Consider the following 17,541-nt stretch of genomic DNA (forward strand, 5'->3'; position numbering starts at 1 on the left):
CTTTGCAGCCCTTCGCGGGCTTGCCCGCTCCCACAGGAGAATCGCAGCCCCCTGTGGGAGCGGGCAAGCCCGCGAAGGGCCGCAAAGCGGCCCCATTATTCAGAAGGTATGCCCCAGGTTCAGGTACACCGCCTGCTCATGCGCACTGTTGGCGCCATAGGTGAAGTTCAGCGGCCCCAGTGGCGTCTCCAGCCCCAGGAAGATGCTCGCCGCATTGATGTACCCGCTGTCGAACTCGTTGTCGTTGTTCCATGCCCGCCCGCGCTCAAGCGAGCCACCGATGTACAGCGGGAAATCCAGCGGCACATAGGCCCGTGGCGTCAGGCGGCGGTAGTAGACCACCCGCATCAGGCTCACGTTCTGCCCCGATACCGAGTCCTGGCGAAAGCCCGACAGCTCCCGCGCTCCGCCCATCACGAAACTCGACGTCACCACTTCGGTGTCATCCAGCGTGCGCCCGTAGCGCCCACCTAGCACGAAGGTGTTCGGCCCGCTGCTGATGGCCTTGTCCAGGTTGAACAGCCACTGCCGGTAATCCTGGTCGGAGTCCAGCGACTTGTCGTACTTGCGCAAGGTCAGGCCAATGTCCTCACCGCTGTGCGGGAAATACACGTTGTCGAGGGTGTCGAACGAGTACTTCAGTTCATAAAAGCCTTCGTTGAAGCTGACCTTGGGCAGGTCCTGGTCGCCAATGCGTACCTCGGCCTCGCCCCAGGCCTTGCCCACGCCCAGGCGCACTTCACCGTTGGTGCCGATCTGCCGCCCCACATTCAGGCCAAAGCCGTAGCGCTCCAGGCGGTATTCGGCAACGGGGTCGTTGTCCAGAGTGGCTTCGATGTTCTGCGAGCCAAAGTCCAGGTATGGCGCAATGAAGTAACGTGAGCCTACATCCAGCGGTTGGTAGAACTCGCTGTACAGTTCTTGCTGGTCGCCAATCTGGCCACGGGTCAGCCATTCGGCACCCAGGCTGTTGATGCCGTTGACCCGGTAGCTTGCGCCCAGGTTGAAGGCGCTGTCGCCGCGCAGGTCGTCCGACAGGTTCAGGCCCAGGCGCAGGTAGTCGGTGCCGCCGCGTCGGCCGCGGGCGTTGATGACCAGGGTATTGTCGTCGCCCTTGTGCACCACGCGGTATTGCACCCGGTCGAAGTAGTCCAGGCCGTACAGGGTGCCCATGTCGGTCTGCAAGCGGTCGAGTTCCAGCGGCGCATCCAGCGGCTGGCGAATGTACGATCGGATCACGTCATCACTGACCTTGGAGTCGTTCTCGATCCGGATCGCGGTAATCACTGGCGTGCGCTGGCGTGGTGACCGGGCCGCGGCCAGGTCGCTGTCGCCCTCGGGCTGGCGCAGGGTAGCCAGGCGTGGGTCGAGCAGGCGGGTGGCGCGGTAGCCCGCGTCGATCATGTCCCGGGCGCGGCCGAAATCGGTCACGCCAAATGCGGTGAGCGGCGGCTGGATGAGGATGTCGTCGCGGTGCAGGCTGGCCAGTTGTTCTTCCGAGTTGTGGCGGGTCATCAGGGTGATCGACTGGTTGAGCACGTCGACCACCGTGGCCAGTTGCTTGCGGTCACGCAGCGGGGTGCCGATGTCGACCACGATGGCCAGGTCCACACCCATTTCCCGCGCCACGTCGAGCGGGATGTTGTCGACCATGCCGCCGTCCACCAGCAGGCGGCCATCCAGCTCGACCGGGGCGAATACGGCGGGGATCGACATGCTGGCGCGGATTACCTGGGGCAGGTGGCCGCGGCGGAACACCACTTTTTCGCCACTGGCAATATCGGTAGCCACTGCGCGGAAGGGAATGGGCAGCTTGTCGAAGTCACGGGTGTCGGCGGTGTGCGCCAACTTGCTTTCCAGCAGCAGCGCCAGGTTCTGGCCCTGGATTACCCCCAGCGGCAGGCCCAGGCTGCCGTCATCGCGAAAGCTGAGCTTCTGCTTGACCAGGAAATCGCGGTCATCCTGTTTGCGCCGGAACGGTACGTCCTTGCGCGGCGGGGCGTCAGACAGCGCCTGTTGCCAGTCCAGGGTAGTGGCAAGCTTTTCCAGCTCTGCGACGCTGTAGCCTGAGGCGTACAACCCGCCGATCACCGCCCCCATGCTGGTGCCGGCAATGGCGTCAATGCGCACGCCCTGTTCCTCCAGCGCCTTGAGCACCCCGATGTGGGCCAGGCCACGGGCGGCGCCACCAGACAGTACCAGGCCGACCTTGGGCCTGAGCGGTTCGGCGGCGGCTGCTGTGAGGCAGGTGAGGGTGAGCAGCAAACAGAACAGCAAACGGCGCATCGTGAGTCTCAAACCGTGGGCTAAAGACCGCTAGTATAAGCGGCCCCTTACCTGGAGATGCTTCACATGGCCGACAGCAAACCGGAAATCGTCATCACCTATTGCACCCAGTGCCAATGGCTGCTGCGTGCCGCCTGGCTGGCCCAGGAACTGCTCAGCACCTTCGGCGACGACCTTGGCCGGGTAGCCCTGGAGCCGGGCACTGGCGGTATTTTCCGCATCAGCTGCAATGGCGTGCAGATCTGGGAGCGCAAGGCCGACGGCGGTTTCCCCGAGGCCAAGGTGCTGAAGCAGCGGGTGCGCGACCAGATCGACCCGCAGCGCGACCTTGGCCACAACGATCGCTGATCAGGCACCCTCGGCCAGTGGCTGCTTGGGTGGCTGCTTGGGCGGCTGCTCGGCGGCCAGGCGGCTGGACAGCACGATGGCGAAGATGATCAGCGCACCCCCCAGCAGCATGCGCAGGGTGGGCGTTTCGGCAAACACCACCCAGGCTACGGCAATGCCGTAGACCGGCTCCATGCCGAATACCACCGCGGCGGTGCGCGCCTTGATCACGGCCAGGCTGGCCACAAAAAGGCTGTGCGCCACACCGGTGCAGAAGATGCCGAGCAGGGCAATCCACAGCCAGTCCTTGCTGGCTACGCCGGCCAGGCCCGGGGCTGCGAACGGCAGCAGGCACAGGCCTACCACCAGGTTCTGCCACAGTGCTGCCTGTACCGCAGGCAAGCGCCCGGAACCGGCGCGGTTGGTGAGTGACAGCAGCGAGAACAGCAGCCCCGAAAGCAGTGCCCACAGCAGGCCGCCGGTGGCCTCGCTGGCCAGGTCGAAGGCTGGCGTGACCAGTATCAGGCCGATGCTGACCAGCAGTACCAGCACGGCCTCGTTGCGGCGGATGCGTTCGCGGAACAGCAGGCCTTCGAGGATGACGGTGAAGGCAGGGAAGCTGGCGAAGCCGAGGGTGGCGATGGCCACGCCGCCGACCTTGACGGCGATGAAGAAACTGACCCAGTGGCCGGCCAGCAGTACCCCGCCGAGCAGCAGGCGGCGGATGTCCTGACCGTTCAGGCGTTGCCAGCCCGGGCCGGCAACGCTGGCGAACAGGGCCAGGGCCAGTACGGCGAAGGCGGCGCGGCCGAACACGATGATTGCCGGGCTGGCGCTGGCGGCCAGTTTGCCGAATACGCCGGTCAGGCCGAAGAACAGCGCGCCAATGTGCAGGGCGCCGAGGGCGGTGCGGTGGTTCATGGTGGTCCTTGCTCAAGATCTTTATTGGCTTTGCCGGCCTGTTCGCGGGCTTGCCCGCTCCCACAGGTACTGCACAAGTCGTGAAAGCGGTGCGTTACCTGTGGGAGCGGGCAAGCCCGCGAAAGGGCCGGCACAGGCAAAGTGTAAGGGCGCAGGCAAATACATTCTGTCGCAAGACTGCTGTCAGTTGTCGCCAGGCTCTCGCCGCAAGGCCAACGGCGTACAGCCAAACGCCCGCAACATCGCCGCCGAAAACGCACTCTGCGAGCTGTACCCCACCTGCGCGGCAATCTCACCCATCGGCAACAAGGTCTGGGTCACCAGCCGCCGCGCCTTGAGCAAGCGCCGCTGGCGAATGTAGTCCATCGGCGTCATCCCGCACTCTGCGATGAAGCGCGCATGCAACCGGGCACTGGAAAGTCCGGCCAGCCGCGCCAGATCGGCCACTTGCAGCGGGTAGGCAGCCTGTTGCTCGATATGCGCATCGAAGGCGGAATAGGGCAGGCGGCGGCTGGCAGTAACGCTGGCTGCCGCAGTGGGATTGAGGCTGGCCAGCAGCAGCGCTGCGCCCTGCCGTGCAATCAGCGGGTCATCCATGGGGCTGGCGGCCAGCCAATCCACCAACTGCTGTTGGCGGTGGTCCAGGCCCAGCGCGGCGGGGCGGTCGAGCAGGCGGCGGCTGGCATCGGCGTGCTCGCCCAACTGCTCGTGCAACCATTGTTCCCCAGGCACATCGAGCACCAGGCAATGGCTGCCGCCATCGCTGGCGCAGGTGTGATGCGCACCCGCCGGCACCACGACCAGCCCCTGCCGATCAATGCCGGCGCCTTGCCCTTGCACCTCGAACTCCAGGCGGCCGCGCAGGCCGAACACCAGTTGCGGGTGTTCGTGGCTGTGGGCAATCAGGCTGTCGCGGTAATGACGCAGCGAAAGGATCGGGCCGGCGGTCATGGGGAGTCCTCGCAGGGCAGAAGCCCATTGTGCCTCATTCGCTGCACACCATCACTCGTCACCGTTCTGCCACGGCGCTGTCACCTACGCCTGCCAGTCTCCAGCAAACTGCGCCGGAGCCTGCCCATGACCCATGCCGAACTGTCCCGTCCCTCGCGCAAGCAACGCGTGCGTACCCTGTGGATCTCCGATGTACACCTGGGTACCCGTGACTGTCAGGCCGAACACCTTTCGCAGTTTCTCAAGGGCTACCAGGCCGACCGCGTGTACCTGGTAGGCGACATCATCGATGGCTGGAAGCTGCGCGGCGGGATCTACTGGCCGCAAGCCCACACCAACGTGATTCGCCGGCTGCTGACCATGAGCAAGCGCGGTACCGAGGTGATTTACGTCACAGGAAACCATGACGAATTCCTGCGCCGTTATTCCAGGCTGATCCTGGGCAACATCCAGCTGGTGGATGAGGCCGAGCACTTGACCGCCGATGGCCGACGCCTGCTGGTGATCCATGGTGACCAGTTCGATGTGATTACCCGTTACCACCGCTGGCTGGCGTTTCTGGGTGACCGCGCCTATGAGTTCACCTTGGTGCTGAACCGCTGGCTCAACCACTGGCGGGCGCGTTACGGCTATGGCTACTGGTCGCTGTCGGCGTACCTGAAGCACAAGGTCAAGGGGGCAGTGAACTTCATCAGTGACTTTGAGGATGCCATTGCCCACGAATGTACCCGGCGTGGCTTTCATGGAGTGGTGTGCGGGCATATCCACCATGCCGAGATCCGCAAGGTAGGGGAGGTGGACTACCTCAATTGCGGCGATTGGGTGGAGTCGTGCACGGCGTTGATCGAGCATTGGGATGGCAGCATCGAGCTGTACCGGCTGGCAGAGGCGCAGGCGCGTGAAGCGCAGGATGCGGCTGCCATGCGGGAACCGGCATAGGGGCTGCGCTGTAGCCCCTATCGCGGTGCAAGGCTGCGCCTACAGCCTGACTTTACCCAGCAGGATATCCCTGAACATCACGAAATCCCCGGCCAGGCTGTACAGCGGGTAGGTGAAGGTCGCCGGTCGGTTTTTCTCGAAAAAGAAATGCCCGACCCAGGCGAAGCCGTAGCCGAACAGCGGCACGGCCAGCAACAGCAACCACTTGCCACTGCCAATGGTATAGGCCAGCAGCGCAATCACCAGGCTGGTGCCGACAAAGTGCAGGCGGCGGCAGGTGGGGTTGCTGTGCTCCCCCAGGTAGTACGGATAGAACTCGGCAAAACTGCGAAACTGCGCTGTGCGGTTCATGGCAGTGCTCCGGGATTAATACTTCTGGACGAGATGCACGGCGTGGAGCCTGATTCGAGTCTAGAGTGACTCACGGAGCCTATCAGTGACAATAGGCGCCAAATGAGTATCCTTGGGGTTCACCGCAGGAGCGGTCGATAAAAGAAGCCTGTCATGAGCGAAAGAACCACGTCAGCCAGTTGGGCATCAGGGATTGTGAAGGCACTCGAACTGGAAGGGCTGGACTGCCGGGCCATGTTCAAGCAGCTGGGGCTGGATTTTGCTGCCCTCGACGACCCTGACGCACGCTTCACGCAAGACTCCATGACCCGGCTCTGGCAGCTGGCGGTCGAATTGTCGGGCAATGAGGCCATAGGCCTGAACATGGCGCGCGTGGTACGCCCGGCGTCGTTCCATGTGGTGGGCTACGCGCTGATGTCCAGCCGCACCTTGGCCGAGGGCTTCGAGCGCCTGGTGCGTTTCCAGCGGATCATCGCGGAAAGCTCCGACCTCAGCTTTATCCTTGGCCCCGAGGGCTATTCCCTGATCCTGACCGTGCACGGCGACCATCTGCCGCCAACCCGGCACAGTGCCGAAGCATCGCTGGCCTGCGCACTGGCGCTGTGCAAATGGCTCAGCGGGCGGCCGGTGCAACCGCGTCGGGTGCTGGTGCAGGGGCCGCAGCCAAAGGACATCGAGCCGTACAAGGTCGCGTTCCATTCACCCTTGGTGTTCGGCGCGCCGCATGATGCGCTGGTGTTCGAACGGGCCGACATGGAGGCGCCGCTGCCGACCGCCAACGAGGCCATGGCAGTGCTGCACGACCGTTTTGCCGGGGAGTACCTGGCACGCTTTTCCGAAAGCCGGGTGACCCACCGTGTGCGCCAGGTGTTGTGCCGCATCCTGCCGCAGGGTGAGCCCAAGCGCGAAACCCTGGCCCAGGCCCTGCATTTGTCGCAGCGGACCTTGCAGCGGCGCCTGCAGGAGGAGGGCACCAGCTTCCAGACCTTGCTCGACGACACCCGTCGCGAGCTGGCGGAGCAGTACCTGGCCCAGCCCGGCATGACCCTGTTGGAGACGGCCTACCTGCTGGGCTTCGCCGACCCCAGCAACTTCTTCCGGGCCTTCCGTCGCTGGTTCGATTCCACGCCCAGCGAGTACCGTGCCCGCATCGGCGCGGGAACCGAAGGGGTCAGTGACGCCAGAACGCCGGCATACACAGCACCAGCACCGTGATGATTTCCAGGCGGCCGAGCAGCATCCCGGCTGCCAGGATCCACTTGGCCGCGTCTGGCAGCGTGGCATAGTTGCCCGACGGGCCAATCACTTCGCCCAGGCCTGGGCCCACGCCCGACACCGTGCCGGCAGCACCGGTCAATGCGGTCATCCAGTCCACGCCCAGCAACGACAACAGCAGGGCCATGACGCAGATGGTGATGGCGAAGAAGAACGAGAACGTAAGAATCGAACGCACGATGTCTTCGTCGAGGCGGTGGCCGTTGTATTTCTGTTTGATCACCGCTCGCGGGTGAATCAACTGGTTAAGGCTGGCCTTGAGCAGGATGTAGGCCACCTGGAAGCGGAAAATCTTGATACCGCCTGCCGTCGAACCGGAGCAGCCGCCAACGAAGCCCAGGTAGAAGAACAGCATCAACGAGAAGTTGCCCCACAGGCTGTAGTCGCCCAGGGCGAAACCGGTGGTGGTGACCACCGAGGTTACGTTGAGTGCCACATGCCGCAGGGCATCGAGCCAGTGCAGGTTGGTGCTGTACCAGTACCAGGTGCCCAGCACCAGCCAGGTAACCAGCAACATGCCCAGCAAGCCCTGCACCTGCTGGTCGCGGATCAGTGCCTTGCGGTTGCCGCGCAAGGTCGCTACGTAAAGGGTGAACGGCAGGCTGCCCATGATCATGACCACCACTGCAACCCAGTGCACGGCCGGGATATCCCACTTCGCCAACGACTGGTCAGAGGTGGAGAAGCCGCCGGTCGAGATTGCCGACATGGCGTGGTTGATCGCATCGAACGGGCTCATGCCGGCCCACCAGAAGGCCAGCGAGCCAAGGATCGAGAAGCCGACGTACACCCCCACGATCGACTTGGCGACCATGTGCGAGCGCGGCATGACCTTCTCTGAACGGTCGGACGACTCGGTCTGGAACAGGCGCATGCCACCGATGCGCAGCAACGGCAGGATCGCCACCGCCATGGCGATGAAGCCGATACCGCCGAGCCAGTGCAGCATCGAGCGCCACATGAGAATGCCCGGCGACATGCTGTCGAGCCCGCTGAGCACGGTGGCGCCGGTGGCGGTGATGCCCGACATGCTTTCGAAGAACGCGTCGGTGTAACTGATGTGCTGGGTCAGCAGGAACGGCAGGGCGGCAAACACGCACACCACCAGCCAACTGCTGACCGTCAGCAGGTACATGTCGCGCGGGCGCAGGTGCACATGCTCGGGGCGCCCCTGTACCACCAGGGCCAGGCCGGCGATAAAGGTGATCAGGCTCGACCAGAGGAATGACGGCATGTCGCCGGTGCGCTGGAAGATCACCAGCGTCGCCATGGGCACGGCCATGCTGACGGCGAGGGTAATCAGGAAGATGCCGATGATGAAACCAATGATCCTTAAGGTCGGCAACGCCATGTGATCTGCTCTGACTCGAAACGGAAGGGCGCCATTCTACCTATGGGTCTGGTGATGTAAACGCTAGAATGGCCGCACATTCACCTGCCAGGAGGGTAGCCGATGGAGGCTCTCGACGCATTGCTCAACCGTGTTTCCGTGCCACGCCTGACCGGCCCGGCGCCCAATGCCGCCCAGCGCGAGGCGCTGTTTCAGGCCGCATTGCGCGCCCCGGATCATGGCCAGCTGCGGCCATGGCGCTTCCTGACCATCGAGGGCCAGGGCCTTGAGAAACTGGGCGAGTTGTTTGCCGAAGCCGTGGACAAGAAGGGCGATGCCAGCCAGGCAGCGCTGGACAAGGCACGTGCCATGCCGTTGCGGGCGCCCTTGCTGATCGTTGTTATCGCCAGGCTGCAAGACCACTTCAAGGTGCCGAAGTCCGAACAGCGCCTGGCGGCGGGCTGTGCGGCGCATGGCATCCTGATTGCCGCGCACGCGCAAGGTATCGGTGCGGTGTGGCGTACCGGGGACATGGCGTTCGATGCCCATGTGCACAAGGGCTTGGGGCTGGCCGAGAACGAGGAGTTGATCGGGTACCTGTATGTCGGCACGCCGCTGAACGAGCCGCGTACGGCGCCGATTCTGGAAACGGCTGACTTCGTGAGTGGTTGGGGCGAGTAACGCCGCCTTGGATTGATTGTTGTATCAAGGCCCCTGGCCCTTTCGCGGGCACGCCCGCTCCCACAGGTACTGTGCACATTTCAGGCTTTGCACGGTACCTGTGGGAGCGGGCGTGCCCGCGAAAGGGCCTGTGGCCTTGACATCACTTCAACTGCCAGCAGCCTCAGCTACAGGCAACTCCAGCCTGGCCACAAACCCACCCTGTGGATGATTGTCCAGAATCAGGCTCCCGCCATGGCGCTCCGCCGCCTTGCGCGCAATCGCCAGCCCCAGCCCATGCCCCGGCGCTTCCTGCCCCGGCGCGCGGAAGAACGGCTCACCCAACTGCGCCAGATGCTCCGGCGCCGCCCCCGGTCCATGGTCACGCACGCTTATCACTATGCGGTCCTGCTCACGCGATGCACTCACTTCTACCGGCTGCCCGACGGGATTGAAGCGCAAGGCGTTGCGCAGCAGGTTGTCCACGGCACGCTCGATCAGCGTTGGCCAACCCTGCAAGGTCAACCCGGACTGCGCTTCAAGGCGCACATCCTGGTCGGGCGCGCTGAGCAAGGCGTCCTTGCGCACGCTGCCTAGCAGGGCGTTGAGGTCGACGGGTTCGGCATGGGCCTGTTCCGCATCCACCCGGGCCAGGGCCAGAATTTCGCTGATCAGGTCTTCCAGGCGGTCACATTCGCGGGTCAGGCGCGGCCACAGGGTTTCCCGCTGCTCGGGCCCGGCCCGCTCGGCCAGGGCCAGTGCGATACGCAGCCTGGCCAGCGGCGAGCGCAGCTCATGGGACACATCGCGCAGCAACTGGCGCTGGCTGCCGATGGTGCTTTGCAGGCGTGCGCCCATCTTGTTGAAGTCCTTGGCCAGCACGCCAAACTCGTCGCGCCGCGCGGCCAGCCGTGCCAGGCTGTTCTGCTGGTAGGTGCTCTGGCCCAGGTCATGCACGGCGCTACGCAGGCGGCTTAGCGGGCGGGTAATGGACAGGGTCACCAGCAGGCTGAACAAGGTCAGCACCACCAGTGCAATGCCCAATGCACTGAGCGGCCACATCAGGCTTTCGCGGTGCCAGGCATCCAGTGCAGGGTGCGGTATGCGGTAGATCAACAGGTAGGTATCGCCCGTGTCAGGGCTGGTGTACTCCTCGGTCAGCCTGCGCCACGGCAGGCGCCGCTGGTCATTGTGCTGGCGTGCCTCGAAGGCTGCCGCACGGCGCGGGAAGGTGCCCGGCACCACGGCCTCGCCACTGTCGTCGAGCACTTGCACGTCGATCTTGTAACGGTCCTTGCGCCGCTCCAGGAAATGCTGTGCCGAATCCAGGCCTTCCTGCTCGTAATGCTTGGCCCACTTGCTGGCCAGGGTATTCAGGCCCGGGTGGCGGCTGAGGATCCAGGCGTCCTGGTTGAGCATGTGGCCCAACAGGATCGACAGGCCTGCGACCAAGGTAATGGCCAGCCAGAAGCTGGCCAGGATGCGCCAGAACAGTGAACGCAAGTGGACCTCCTAAACGGGAAAAGCCCGGCCCGCAGTGATGCGGGCCGGGCGTTGGGCGGACAGCTTACTGGGCCTTGTTGCCTTTTTCAGCTTTCCAGGCCTGGAACTCCTGCCACTCGGCTTGTTTGGCAGCGCGCTCTTTTTGCAGTTCGTCGAACTTCTTCTGCTGCTCAGGCTTGAGCAGGTTGCGCACTGCGGTGTCGGTCTTGGTACGGCTGGCTTGCAGTTCGTCCTTCATGGCTTTCTGGTCGGCGGCCGGCAGCTTGGACAGGTAGCGCTCGGTGATGTCGCGGCGCTGCTGCATCTGCTCGCCCATCAGCTTGCCGATCTGCTGGCGCTGGTCGCGGCTCAGGTCCAGTTGGTGGAAAGGCGCATCACCGCGATGATGCGGGCCGTCGTGACGCGGGCCGCCGTCAGGCATGGCCATGGCCACGGTCGGCAGGGCGGCGGCGAACATCAGGGCGATAAGGGTCTTGCGCATGGTGTCTCTCCTTTCATAGGCCGGTGGTTACCGGATGAGCACAGTCTAGGGAGATCACCGTCAAGCGCAGTCAGGGGATGGTAAAGGCTCGGTAAAGATGAACCAGGGCCGCTGCGCGCCCCATCGCCGGCAAGCCAGCTCCCACAGGGTTATCAAAGGGCCTAAGGCTTGCACAGTCCTGTGGGAGCTGGCTTGCCGGCGATGGGCTGCGAAGCGGCCCCGGCGATGTCAGAGGCAGTAGTAATAGCCACGGCTGCGCAGCGCCACGATGCGTGGCCGGCCATCGGCATGCGGGCCGATCTTCTTGCGCAGGTTACTCACATGCATGTCCAGGCTGCGGTCGTACAGGGTCAGCTTGCGGCCCAGGCCGATCTGCGCCAGTTCCTGCTTGTCCAGCGGCTCGCCAGGCTGGCGCAGCAGCGCTTCGAGAATGCGGCTCTCGGACAAGGTCAGAGTCATTTCACGGCCATCGATGCTGGCCACGCCACGGGCAGGGCTGTACACCAGGTCGCCCAGTTCCACCTGGCTGGTGGCGGCGGCGGGGTGGCTGCGGCGCAGTACGGCGCGCAGGCGGGCGGTGAGCTCACGCGGGTCGCAGGGTTTGGCCAGGTAGTCGTCGGCGCCCAGCTCCAGGCCGAGGATGCGGTCCAGTGGTTCGCCACGGGCAGAGAGCATCAACACCGGCAGTTCGGCATGCTCGCTGCGCAATTGCTTGAGCAGTTCCAGGCCACTGCCATCGGGCAGCATCACGTCCAGTACCACCGCCGACGGGGCGTGCTCGGCCAGGGCCTGGCGTGCGCTCTGGCCATCGTGGCAGGCACGTACGGTGAACCCTTCCTGTGTCAGCCAGCTGCCGAGCAGCTCGCACAGCTCCTGGTCATCATCAATCAGTAACAGCTCGCTCATGACTCACTCAATTCAACCAATGACGGCGGCTATTCGGCCCGCCAGTGGCAAAGATACCGCAGACTGATGGCAACCGTATAACTGCTGGTACCGGGTCGCCTTCTTCGCGGGCTTGCCCGCTCCCACAGGGAGCGCACAGAATCCGAGGCTTGTGCTGTACCTGTGGGAGCGGGCAAGCCCGCGAAGCAGGCGACGCGGTCTCAGATCAAGGCAGCACTTGCTTGAACGGCTTGACCACGACTTTGTCGTAAACGCCCGCAGCAATGTACGGGTCGGCATCAGCCCAGGCTTGCGCCGCAGCCAACGATTCGAACTCGGCAACGATCAGGCTACCGCTGAAACCCGCTTCGCCCGGGTCGTTGCTGTCGATGGCCGGGTGTGGGCCGGCCAGTACCACGCGGCCTTCGGCCTTCAGCTGTTGCAGGCGTTCGATGTGCGCCGGGCGGGCAGCCAGGCGTTTTTCCAGGGAGTTTGCGACGTCGCTGGCGATGATGGCGTAGAGCATGTCAATCCTTGGGTTTGGAGGTAGAAGGGTCGTCGTGCAGGTGGCGCGACAGGTACACGCCTTGCGCCACCAGGAAGATCACGGTCATGCCCAGGCTGCCGAACACCTTGAAGTCCACCCAGAAGTCCTGGAAGGTGAAGGCGACGAACAGGTTGGCCGCGCCGCAGAACAGGAAGAAGGCGATCCAGGCAACGTTCAGGCGTGCCCAGATGGCATCGGGCAGGCTCAGGGCATGGCCCATGATGCGCTTGATCAGCACCCGGTCCCCAATGAAGTGGCTGCCGGCAAAACCCAGGGCGAACAGCCAGTTCACCACCGGTGCCTTCCACTTCAGGAAGGTTTCGCTATGGAACGTCAGCGTCAGGCCGCCGAACACCAGGCAGGCTACCAGGGTCAGCCACTGGCCCTTTTCCAGCTTGCGCTGGCGCAGGAACAGCGCGCCGTACACCACCAGCGAGCTGATGATCAGCATGGCCGTGGCGCTGTAGATGCCGCCGAATTCGAAGCTGTGGCCGGCGACCTCCAGGGGGCGCGGGTCCAGCTTGTAGACGATGAAGAACAGCAGCAGCGGGATGAAATCGATGAATTGTTTCACAATGGCAGCCAGAATCGGGATGTGACGGCATAATAACAAACATCGATTCCAGCGAAAGCGCTCCTCCATGAATGTTGATCTGCACTGTCACAGCACGGCCTCCGACGGCGCCCTGTCGCCTTCGGTACTGGTTGCCCGGGCCCATGAGCACGGGGTGCAAACGCTGGCCCTGACCGACCACGACACCATCGAAGGCCTGCCTGAAGCGCGCCAGGCCTGCATTGAACGGGGCATGCGCTGGGTTAGCGGGGTGGAAATGTCATGCACCTGGGGTGGCGCGACCATCCACGTACTGGGCTATGACTTCCCGCTCGACGCACCACCTTTGCTGGCGGCCATCGAGGCGCTGCACCGTGGGCGCTGGCTGCGCGCCGAAGAAATCGACAAACGGCTGGCAGCCAAGGGCATGCCCGGCACGCTCGAAGGTGCCCGTGCCGTACAGCACGAACTGGGCGACAGCGGCAACGCCCCGGCGCGCCCGCATTTTGCCGAGTACCTGGTGCGTGCCGGGCACGTCAAGGACCGCGGCGAGGCGTTTCGCAAGTGGCTGGGCGCCGGCAAGCTGGGCGACGTCAAGCAGCACTGGCCGACCCTCGACGAAACCGTCGCCACCCTGCGCCAGTCCAAAGCGTGGGTAAGCCTGGCGCATCCCATGCACTACGACCTGACCCGCAGCAAGCGCAGACGGCTGATTGCCGACTATATTCAGGCAGGCGGGCAGGCACTTGAAGTGGTTAACGGAATGATGCCGGCCGAGCAGGTGGGCACGATGTCCATCCTTACCCGTGAGTTCGGCCTGTTGGCAAGCGCTGGCAGTGACTTCCACGGCCCCGGCACCTGGGGCGAGATCGGTGCCTACCGGCCTTTGCCCGAGGACCTGCCACCTCTGTGGCGTCGATTCAGCCATGAACAGCCTTTGGCGCTATGAACAGGACGACTACGTGAGCCAATTTTTCCAGATTCATCCGGAGAACCCACAGGCGCGCCTGATAAAGCAGGCCGTCGAGATCATCCGCAAGGGCGGGGTGGTGGTGTATCCGACGGATTCGGCCTACGCGCTGGGTTGCCAGATGGGTGACAAGACGGCCATCGAACGGGTGCGGCGCCTGCGCGGGCTGGACAAGACGCACAACTTCACCTTGATGTGCTGTGACATGTCGCAGCTGGGGTTGTACGCCAAGGTCGACACCGGCACCTTCCGCCTGCTCAAGGCGCATGTGCCGGGGCCCTATACGTTCATCCTCAACGGCACACGTGAAGTGCCGCGCCTGCTGTTGCATGACAAGCGCCGCACCATCGGGCTGCGTGTGCCGGACCATGCCATCACCCTGGCTTTGCTGGCCGAGCTGGGCGAACCGCTGATGAGCGTGAGCCTGATTCTGCCGGGCGACAGCGAGCCGATGACTGACCCCTACGAGATCCGTGAGCGCCTGGAGCATCACGTCGACCTGGTGATCGATGGCGGTTTCGGCGACCTCAAGGCGTCGACCATCATCGACCTGTCGGGTGACGAGCCGGAACTGATCCGCGCAGGCTGCGGCGACCCCACGCCGTTCATGGTCAACGCGTGAGTCAGGTAGAAACGCCCGAGGCGCCGGCTGAACAAGTGGACTCGCCCCGACAGCTGCAACTGGCCCTGGTCTATGGCGAAGCCGTGACCGAGCTGCCGCTGGACCTCTACATCCCGCCAGATGCCCTGGAGGTCATCCTCGAAGCCTTCGAAGGCCCGCTGGACTTGTTGCTGTACCTGATTCGCAAGCAGAACATCGACATCCTCGACATCCCCGTGGCAGAAATTACCCGCCAGTACATGGGCTACGTGGAGCTGATGAAAAGTGTGCGCCTGGAGCTGGCCGCCGAATACCTGGTGATGGCCGCCATGCTCGCCGAGATCAAGTCGCGCATGCTGCTGCCACGTTCGGCCGAGGTCGAGGAGGAGGAGGGCGATCCGCGGGCCGAACTGATCCGCCGCCTGCAGGAGTACGAGCGCTTCAAGGCTGCTGCCGAGGGTATCGACGAACTGCCGCGGGTGGGCCGCGACGTCGTGGTGCCACGCCTGGAAGCACCGCAGGCCAAGGTGCGCAAGTTGTTGCCGCAGGTAAGCCTGGAAGAGCTGCTGATGTCCATGGCCGAGGTGATGCGCCGCAACGACCTGTTCGAAAGCCACCAGATCAGCCGTGAAACGTTGTCTACACGCGAGCGCATGAGCCAGGTGCTGGAGCGCCTCAAGGGCGGCGCTTTTGTGCCGTTCGTCGAGCTGTTTGCCGCCGAAGAGGGCAAGCTGGGTGTGGTGGTGACCTTCATGGCGATTCTCGAGCTGGTGAAGGAATCGCTGATCGAACTGGTGCAGAATGAACCTTTCGCCGCCATTCATGTGCGGCTTCGCCCAGCGGTTGTTGAAGAACCTGATGAACCTGAATGACCCCCGCGACCTGGCGTCGCTGATCGAAGCTTTTTTGCTGGCTTCGGGCAAACCGCAATCCCTGGAGCGCCTGTACGAGTTGCTTGAAGAGGCTGAGCGCCCCGAGCCCGGCGTGTTCAAGAAGGCCCTTGAGGTACTGGGCAAGTCATGCAGCGGCCGTGCTTTCGAACTCAAGGAAGTGGCAAGCGGCTACCGCCTGCAGATCCGCGAAGACTATGCGCCCTGGGTCGGGCGCCTGTGGGAAGAGCGCCCGCAACGTTATTCGCGTGCATTGCTCGAAACCTTGGCCCTGATTGCCTATCGCCAGCCCATTACCCGTGGCGAGATCGAGGATGTGCGGGGTGTGGCGGTGAACAGCAACATCATCAAGACCATGATGGAGCGTGAGTGGATCCGTGTGGTGGGCTACCGCGAGGTGCCCGGGCGGCCGGCGATGTTTGCCACCACCAAGGCGTTTCTCGACCACTTCAACCTCAAGAGCCTGGATGAGCTGCCAGCCTTGGCCGAGCTGCGCGAAATGGAGCCGGAGCCGCTGCTCGACCCGGATGACGCGCCGGTACCGGTGCACTTGCAGGCATTGGCCGATGCCAGCATTGGGGAAGAAGAGGAAGTCGCGGAGCCGAAGGAGGAGACCAGCTTCCGTAGCCTGTTGGTGGAGCTGGATGCCATGGAAGAGGGCCTGAAGACTGATTTCGATGATTTGCGTGAAGAAGAGCCTGCGGCCTCTGTGGAAGAAGAGGGCAAGGTACAGCCCTGATTTTGCGGGTGCCTGTGCCGGCCTCTTCGCGGGCACGCCCGCTCCCACAGGTCCTGTGATATCTCTGTGGGAGCGGGCGTGCCCGCGAAAGGGCCGGTGCTGCCGATGCATCACCATTAGGCAGAAACCCCCGCCAATGCCCACAAAACCCTCTAATCTGCAGTGCGTTCCCCCGCCGAACCGCGTATGATGCGCGGCCTTTTGGCGCTTCCGTCGCCAGAAACCCCTTTTTCATTCCTACACCGGGAGGTGCCCAGATGAGTGAGCAAGACCTGCAAGATACCGAAATCACCCCTCCATCCGGCGAAAAGCTGCAGAAAGTGCTGGCACGCATTGGCGTGGGCTCGCGCCGTGACGTCGAGGCCTGGATCAGCCAGGGCCGCATCAAGGTCAACGGCGTCGAGGCCACCCTTGGCCAACGTGTCGACCTGCATGATGCCATTGCCGTAGACGGCAAGCTGATCAAGCGCGAAGAGGCCGCCGAGGCCACTCGCCGGGTGATCATGTACAACAAGCCCGACGGTGAAATCTGCACCCGTGACGACCCGGAAGGCCGCCCGACCGTGTTCGACCGCCTGCCACGGCCAAAAGAAGGCCGCTGGATCAACATTGGCCGCCTCGACATCAACACCACTGGCCTGTTGCTGTTCACCACAGACGGTGAGCTGGCCAACCGCCTGATGCACCCGTCCTACGAGATGGACCGTGAGTATGCGGTACGTGTGCGTGGTGAAGTCGACGACGAGATGATCGAGCGCCTGAAAGCCGGCGTGATGCTGGAAGACGGCCCGGCCAAGTTCACCGACATCCAGAAGGCGCCAGGTGGCGAAGGCTTCAACCACTGGTACCACTGCGTGGTGATGGAAGGCCGTAACCGTGAAGTGCGTCGCCTGTGGGAATCCCAGGGCATGGTTGTCAGCCGCCTGAAGCGCGTGCGTTTTGGCCCGGTGTTCCTCAACTCCGACCTGCCGATGGGCCGCTGGCGTGAAATGAGCCAGGGCGAAATCGACATCCTGGCCGCTGAAGTGGGGCTGCAGCCGGTAGCGCTGCCGGCCATGAAGCTCAAGGCCAAGGACAAGATGGAGCGCCTGCAGCGCAAGTCGACCCGCCCGCTGGGCCGTGGCGAGCGCGTACGCAACCTGCGCCCGGCCCACGAAGGTGCCGCTGGTGGCGAACGCCCTGCGCGTCAGCCGCGTGAAGAGGCCCCGCGCAAGAACACCCGTGGCAGCACCGTGGCCGAGCGCCCGAGCGAGATGCGCAAGCGCCCGGGCAAGCCCGATGGTGACAAACCGGCAGGCCGCGGCCGCGGCAAGCCGCGTGGCTGATTGGCCA

General features: G+C 64.0%; 19 protein-coding genes. 9 read left to right on the plus strand and 10 right to left on the minus strand.

Annotation, left to right across the window (positions count from 1 at the left end):
* Positions 1 to 99: 99 nt before the first annotated feature.
* Positions 100 to 2,286, minus strand: a complete 2,187-nt coding sequence (locus tag ACFY9W_RS02640) for a patatin-like phospholipase family protein (RefSeq protein WP_391125350.1) — start codon at positions 2,284 to 2,286, stop codon at positions 100 to 102.
* 66 nt (positions 2,287 to 2,352) lie between these two features.
* Between ACFY9W_RS02640 and ACFY9W_RS02645 the strand changes: the two genes are divergently transcribed.
* A complete protein-coding gene (locus tag ACFY9W_RS02645) occupies positions 2,353 to 2,634 on the plus strand; it encodes a SelT/SelW/SelH family protein (RefSeq protein WP_391125353.1) in 282 nt (93 codons plus the stop codon).
* Here ACFY9W_RS02645 and ACFY9W_RS02650 read toward each other — a convergent pair whose 3' ends face one another.
* Positions 2,635 to 3,534 carry an EamA family transporter gene (locus tag ACFY9W_RS02650; RefSeq protein WP_391125356.1) on the minus strand — a complete coding sequence of 300 codons (900 nt, stop codon included), beginning with the start codon at positions 3,532 to 3,534 and terminating at the stop codon, positions 2,635 to 2,637.
* Positions 3,535 to 3,717: 183 nt separating this feature from the next.
* Positions 3,718 to 4,485 carry a helix-turn-helix domain-containing protein gene (locus ACFY9W_RS02655; RefSeq protein WP_391125359.1) on the minus strand — a complete coding sequence of 256 codons (768 nt, stop codon included), beginning with the start codon at positions 4,483 to 4,485 and terminating at the stop codon, positions 3,718 to 3,720.
* 126 nt (positions 4,486 to 4,611) lie between these two features.
* On the opposite strand from ACFY9W_RS02655, the gene ACFY9W_RS02660 reads away from it, so the two are divergent.
* The gene (locus ACFY9W_RS02660) at positions 4,612 to 5,424 is read left to right on the plus strand and encodes a metallophosphoesterase family protein (protein WP_391125362.1); all 813 of its coding nucleotides are present in this window, start codon (positions 4,612 to 4,614) and stop codon (positions 5,422 to 5,424) included.
* A 39-nt stretch (positions 5,425 to 5,463) separates the two neighbouring features.
* Here the strand turns inward: ACFY9W_RS02660 and ACFY9W_RS02665 are convergent, their stop codons facing one another.
* Positions 5,464 to 5,775 carry an Mpo1-like protein gene (locus tag ACFY9W_RS02665; protein WP_391125365.1) on the minus strand — a complete coding sequence of 104 codons (312 nt, stop codon included), beginning with the start codon at positions 5,773 to 5,775 and terminating at the stop codon, positions 5,464 to 5,466.
* Between the two features lie 153 nt (positions 5,776 to 5,928).
* Between ACFY9W_RS02665 and ACFY9W_RS02670 the strand changes: the two genes are divergently transcribed.
* The gene (locus ACFY9W_RS02670; protein WP_391125367.1) at positions 5,929 to 6,990 is read left to right on the plus strand and encodes an AraC family transcriptional regulator ligand-binding domain-containing protein; all 1,062 of its coding nucleotides are present in this window, start codon (positions 5,929 to 5,931) and stop codon (positions 6,988 to 6,990) included.
* Here ACFY9W_RS02670 and ACFY9W_RS02675 read toward each other — a convergent pair.
* Complete coding sequence (locus ACFY9W_RS02675; RefSeq protein ID WP_391125369.1) at positions 6,947 to 8,401, minus strand: potassium transporter TrkG; 1,455 nt, start codon at positions 8,399 to 8,401, stop codon at positions 6,947 to 6,949. The two genes, ACFY9W_RS02670 and ACFY9W_RS02675, sit on opposite strands and share 44 nt — an antisense overlap.
* Positions 8,402 to 8,503: 102 nt before the next feature.
* Between ACFY9W_RS02675 and ACFY9W_RS02680 the strand changes: the two genes are divergently transcribed.
* A complete protein-coding gene (locus tag ACFY9W_RS02680; RefSeq protein ID WP_391125372.1) occupies positions 8,504 to 9,061 on the plus strand; it encodes a nitroreductase family protein in 558 nt (185 codons plus the stop codon).
* 147 nt (positions 9,062 to 9,208) lie between these two features.
* Here ACFY9W_RS02680 and ACFY9W_RS02685 read toward each other — a convergent pair whose 3' ends face one another.
* The 5 genes from ACFY9W_RS02685 to ACFY9W_RS02705 all read right to left on the minus strand — a co-directional run bounded on the left by ACFY9W_RS02685 (position 9,209) and on the right by ACFY9W_RS02705 (position 13,030).
* A complete protein-coding gene (locus ACFY9W_RS02685) occupies positions 9,209 to 10,543 on the minus strand; it encodes an ATP-binding protein (protein WP_391125375.1) in 1,335 nt (444 codons plus the stop codon).
* Between the two features lie 64 nt (positions 10,544 to 10,607).
* Positions 10,608 to 11,024 carry a Spy/CpxP family protein refolding chaperone gene (locus tag ACFY9W_RS02690; RefSeq protein WP_391125378.1) on the minus strand — a complete coding sequence of 139 codons (417 nt, stop codon included), beginning with the start codon at positions 11,022 to 11,024 and terminating at the stop codon, positions 10,608 to 10,610.
* A gap of 228 nt (positions 11,025 to 11,252) precedes the next feature.
* The gene (locus tag ACFY9W_RS02695) at positions 11,253 to 11,930 is read right to left on the minus strand and encodes a response regulator (protein WP_391125381.1); all 678 of its coding nucleotides are present in this window, start codon (positions 11,928 to 11,930) and stop codon (positions 11,253 to 11,255) included.
* A gap of 205 nt (positions 11,931 to 12,135) precedes the next feature.
* Positions 12,136 to 12,435 carry a YciI family protein gene (locus ACFY9W_RS02700; RefSeq protein WP_012273585.1) on the minus strand — a complete coding sequence of 100 codons (300 nt, stop codon included), beginning with the start codon at positions 12,433 to 12,435 and terminating at the stop codon, positions 12,136 to 12,138.
* Between the two features lies 1 nt (position 12,436).
* Positions 12,437 to 13,030, minus strand: coding sequence for a septation protein A (locus tag ACFY9W_RS02705; protein ID WP_391125384.1), 594 nt, complete (start codon positions 13,028 to 13,030; stop codon positions 12,437 to 12,439).
* A 67-nt stretch (positions 13,031 to 13,097) separates the two neighbouring features.
* On the opposite strand from ACFY9W_RS02705, the gene ACFY9W_RS02710 reads away from it, so the two are divergent.
* The 5 genes from ACFY9W_RS02710 (at position 13,098) to rluB (ending at position 17,534) form a co-directional block, all read left to right on the plus strand.
* Positions 13,098 to 13,958, plus strand: coding sequence for a PHP domain-containing protein (locus tag ACFY9W_RS02710; protein ID WP_284354061.1), 861 nt, complete (start codon positions 13,098 to 13,100; stop codon positions 13,956 to 13,958).
* Between the two features lie 13 nt (positions 13,959 to 13,971).
* Positions 13,972 to 14,601, plus strand: a complete 630-nt coding sequence (locus ACFY9W_RS02715; protein WP_391125478.1) for an L-threonylcarbamoyladenylate synthase — start codon at positions 13,972 to 13,974, stop codon at positions 14,599 to 14,601.
* A gap of 125 nt (positions 14,602 to 14,726) precedes the next feature.
* Complete coding sequence (locus ACFY9W_RS02720) at positions 14,727 to 15,452, plus strand: segregation/condensation protein A (RefSeq protein WP_391125481.1); 726 nt, start codon at positions 14,727 to 14,729, stop codon at positions 15,450 to 15,452.
* Positions 15,439 to 16,209, plus strand: a complete 771-nt coding sequence (gene scpB, locus ACFY9W_RS02725; protein ID WP_391125387.1) for an SMC-Scp complex subunit ScpB — start codon at positions 15,439 to 15,441, stop codon at positions 16,207 to 16,209. Before ACFY9W_RS02720 ends, scpB begins: the two co-directional genes overlap by 14 nt.
* Positions 16,210 to 16,466: 257 nt before the next feature.
* Positions 16,467 to 17,534: a 23S rRNA pseudouridine(2605) synthase RluB gene (gene rluB, locus ACFY9W_RS02730; RefSeq protein WP_391125390.1), complete on the plus strand. Its 1,068-nt coding sequence runs from the start codon at positions 16,467 to 16,469 to the stop codon at positions 17,532 to 17,534.
* Positions 17,535 to 17,541 lie beyond the last annotated feature (7 nt).

It is taken from the genome of Pseudomonas sp. NPDC008258, from assembly GCF_042956345.1.
Lineage (GTDB): Bacteria > Pseudomonadota > Gammaproteobacteria > Pseudomonadales > Pseudomonadaceae > Aquipseudomonas.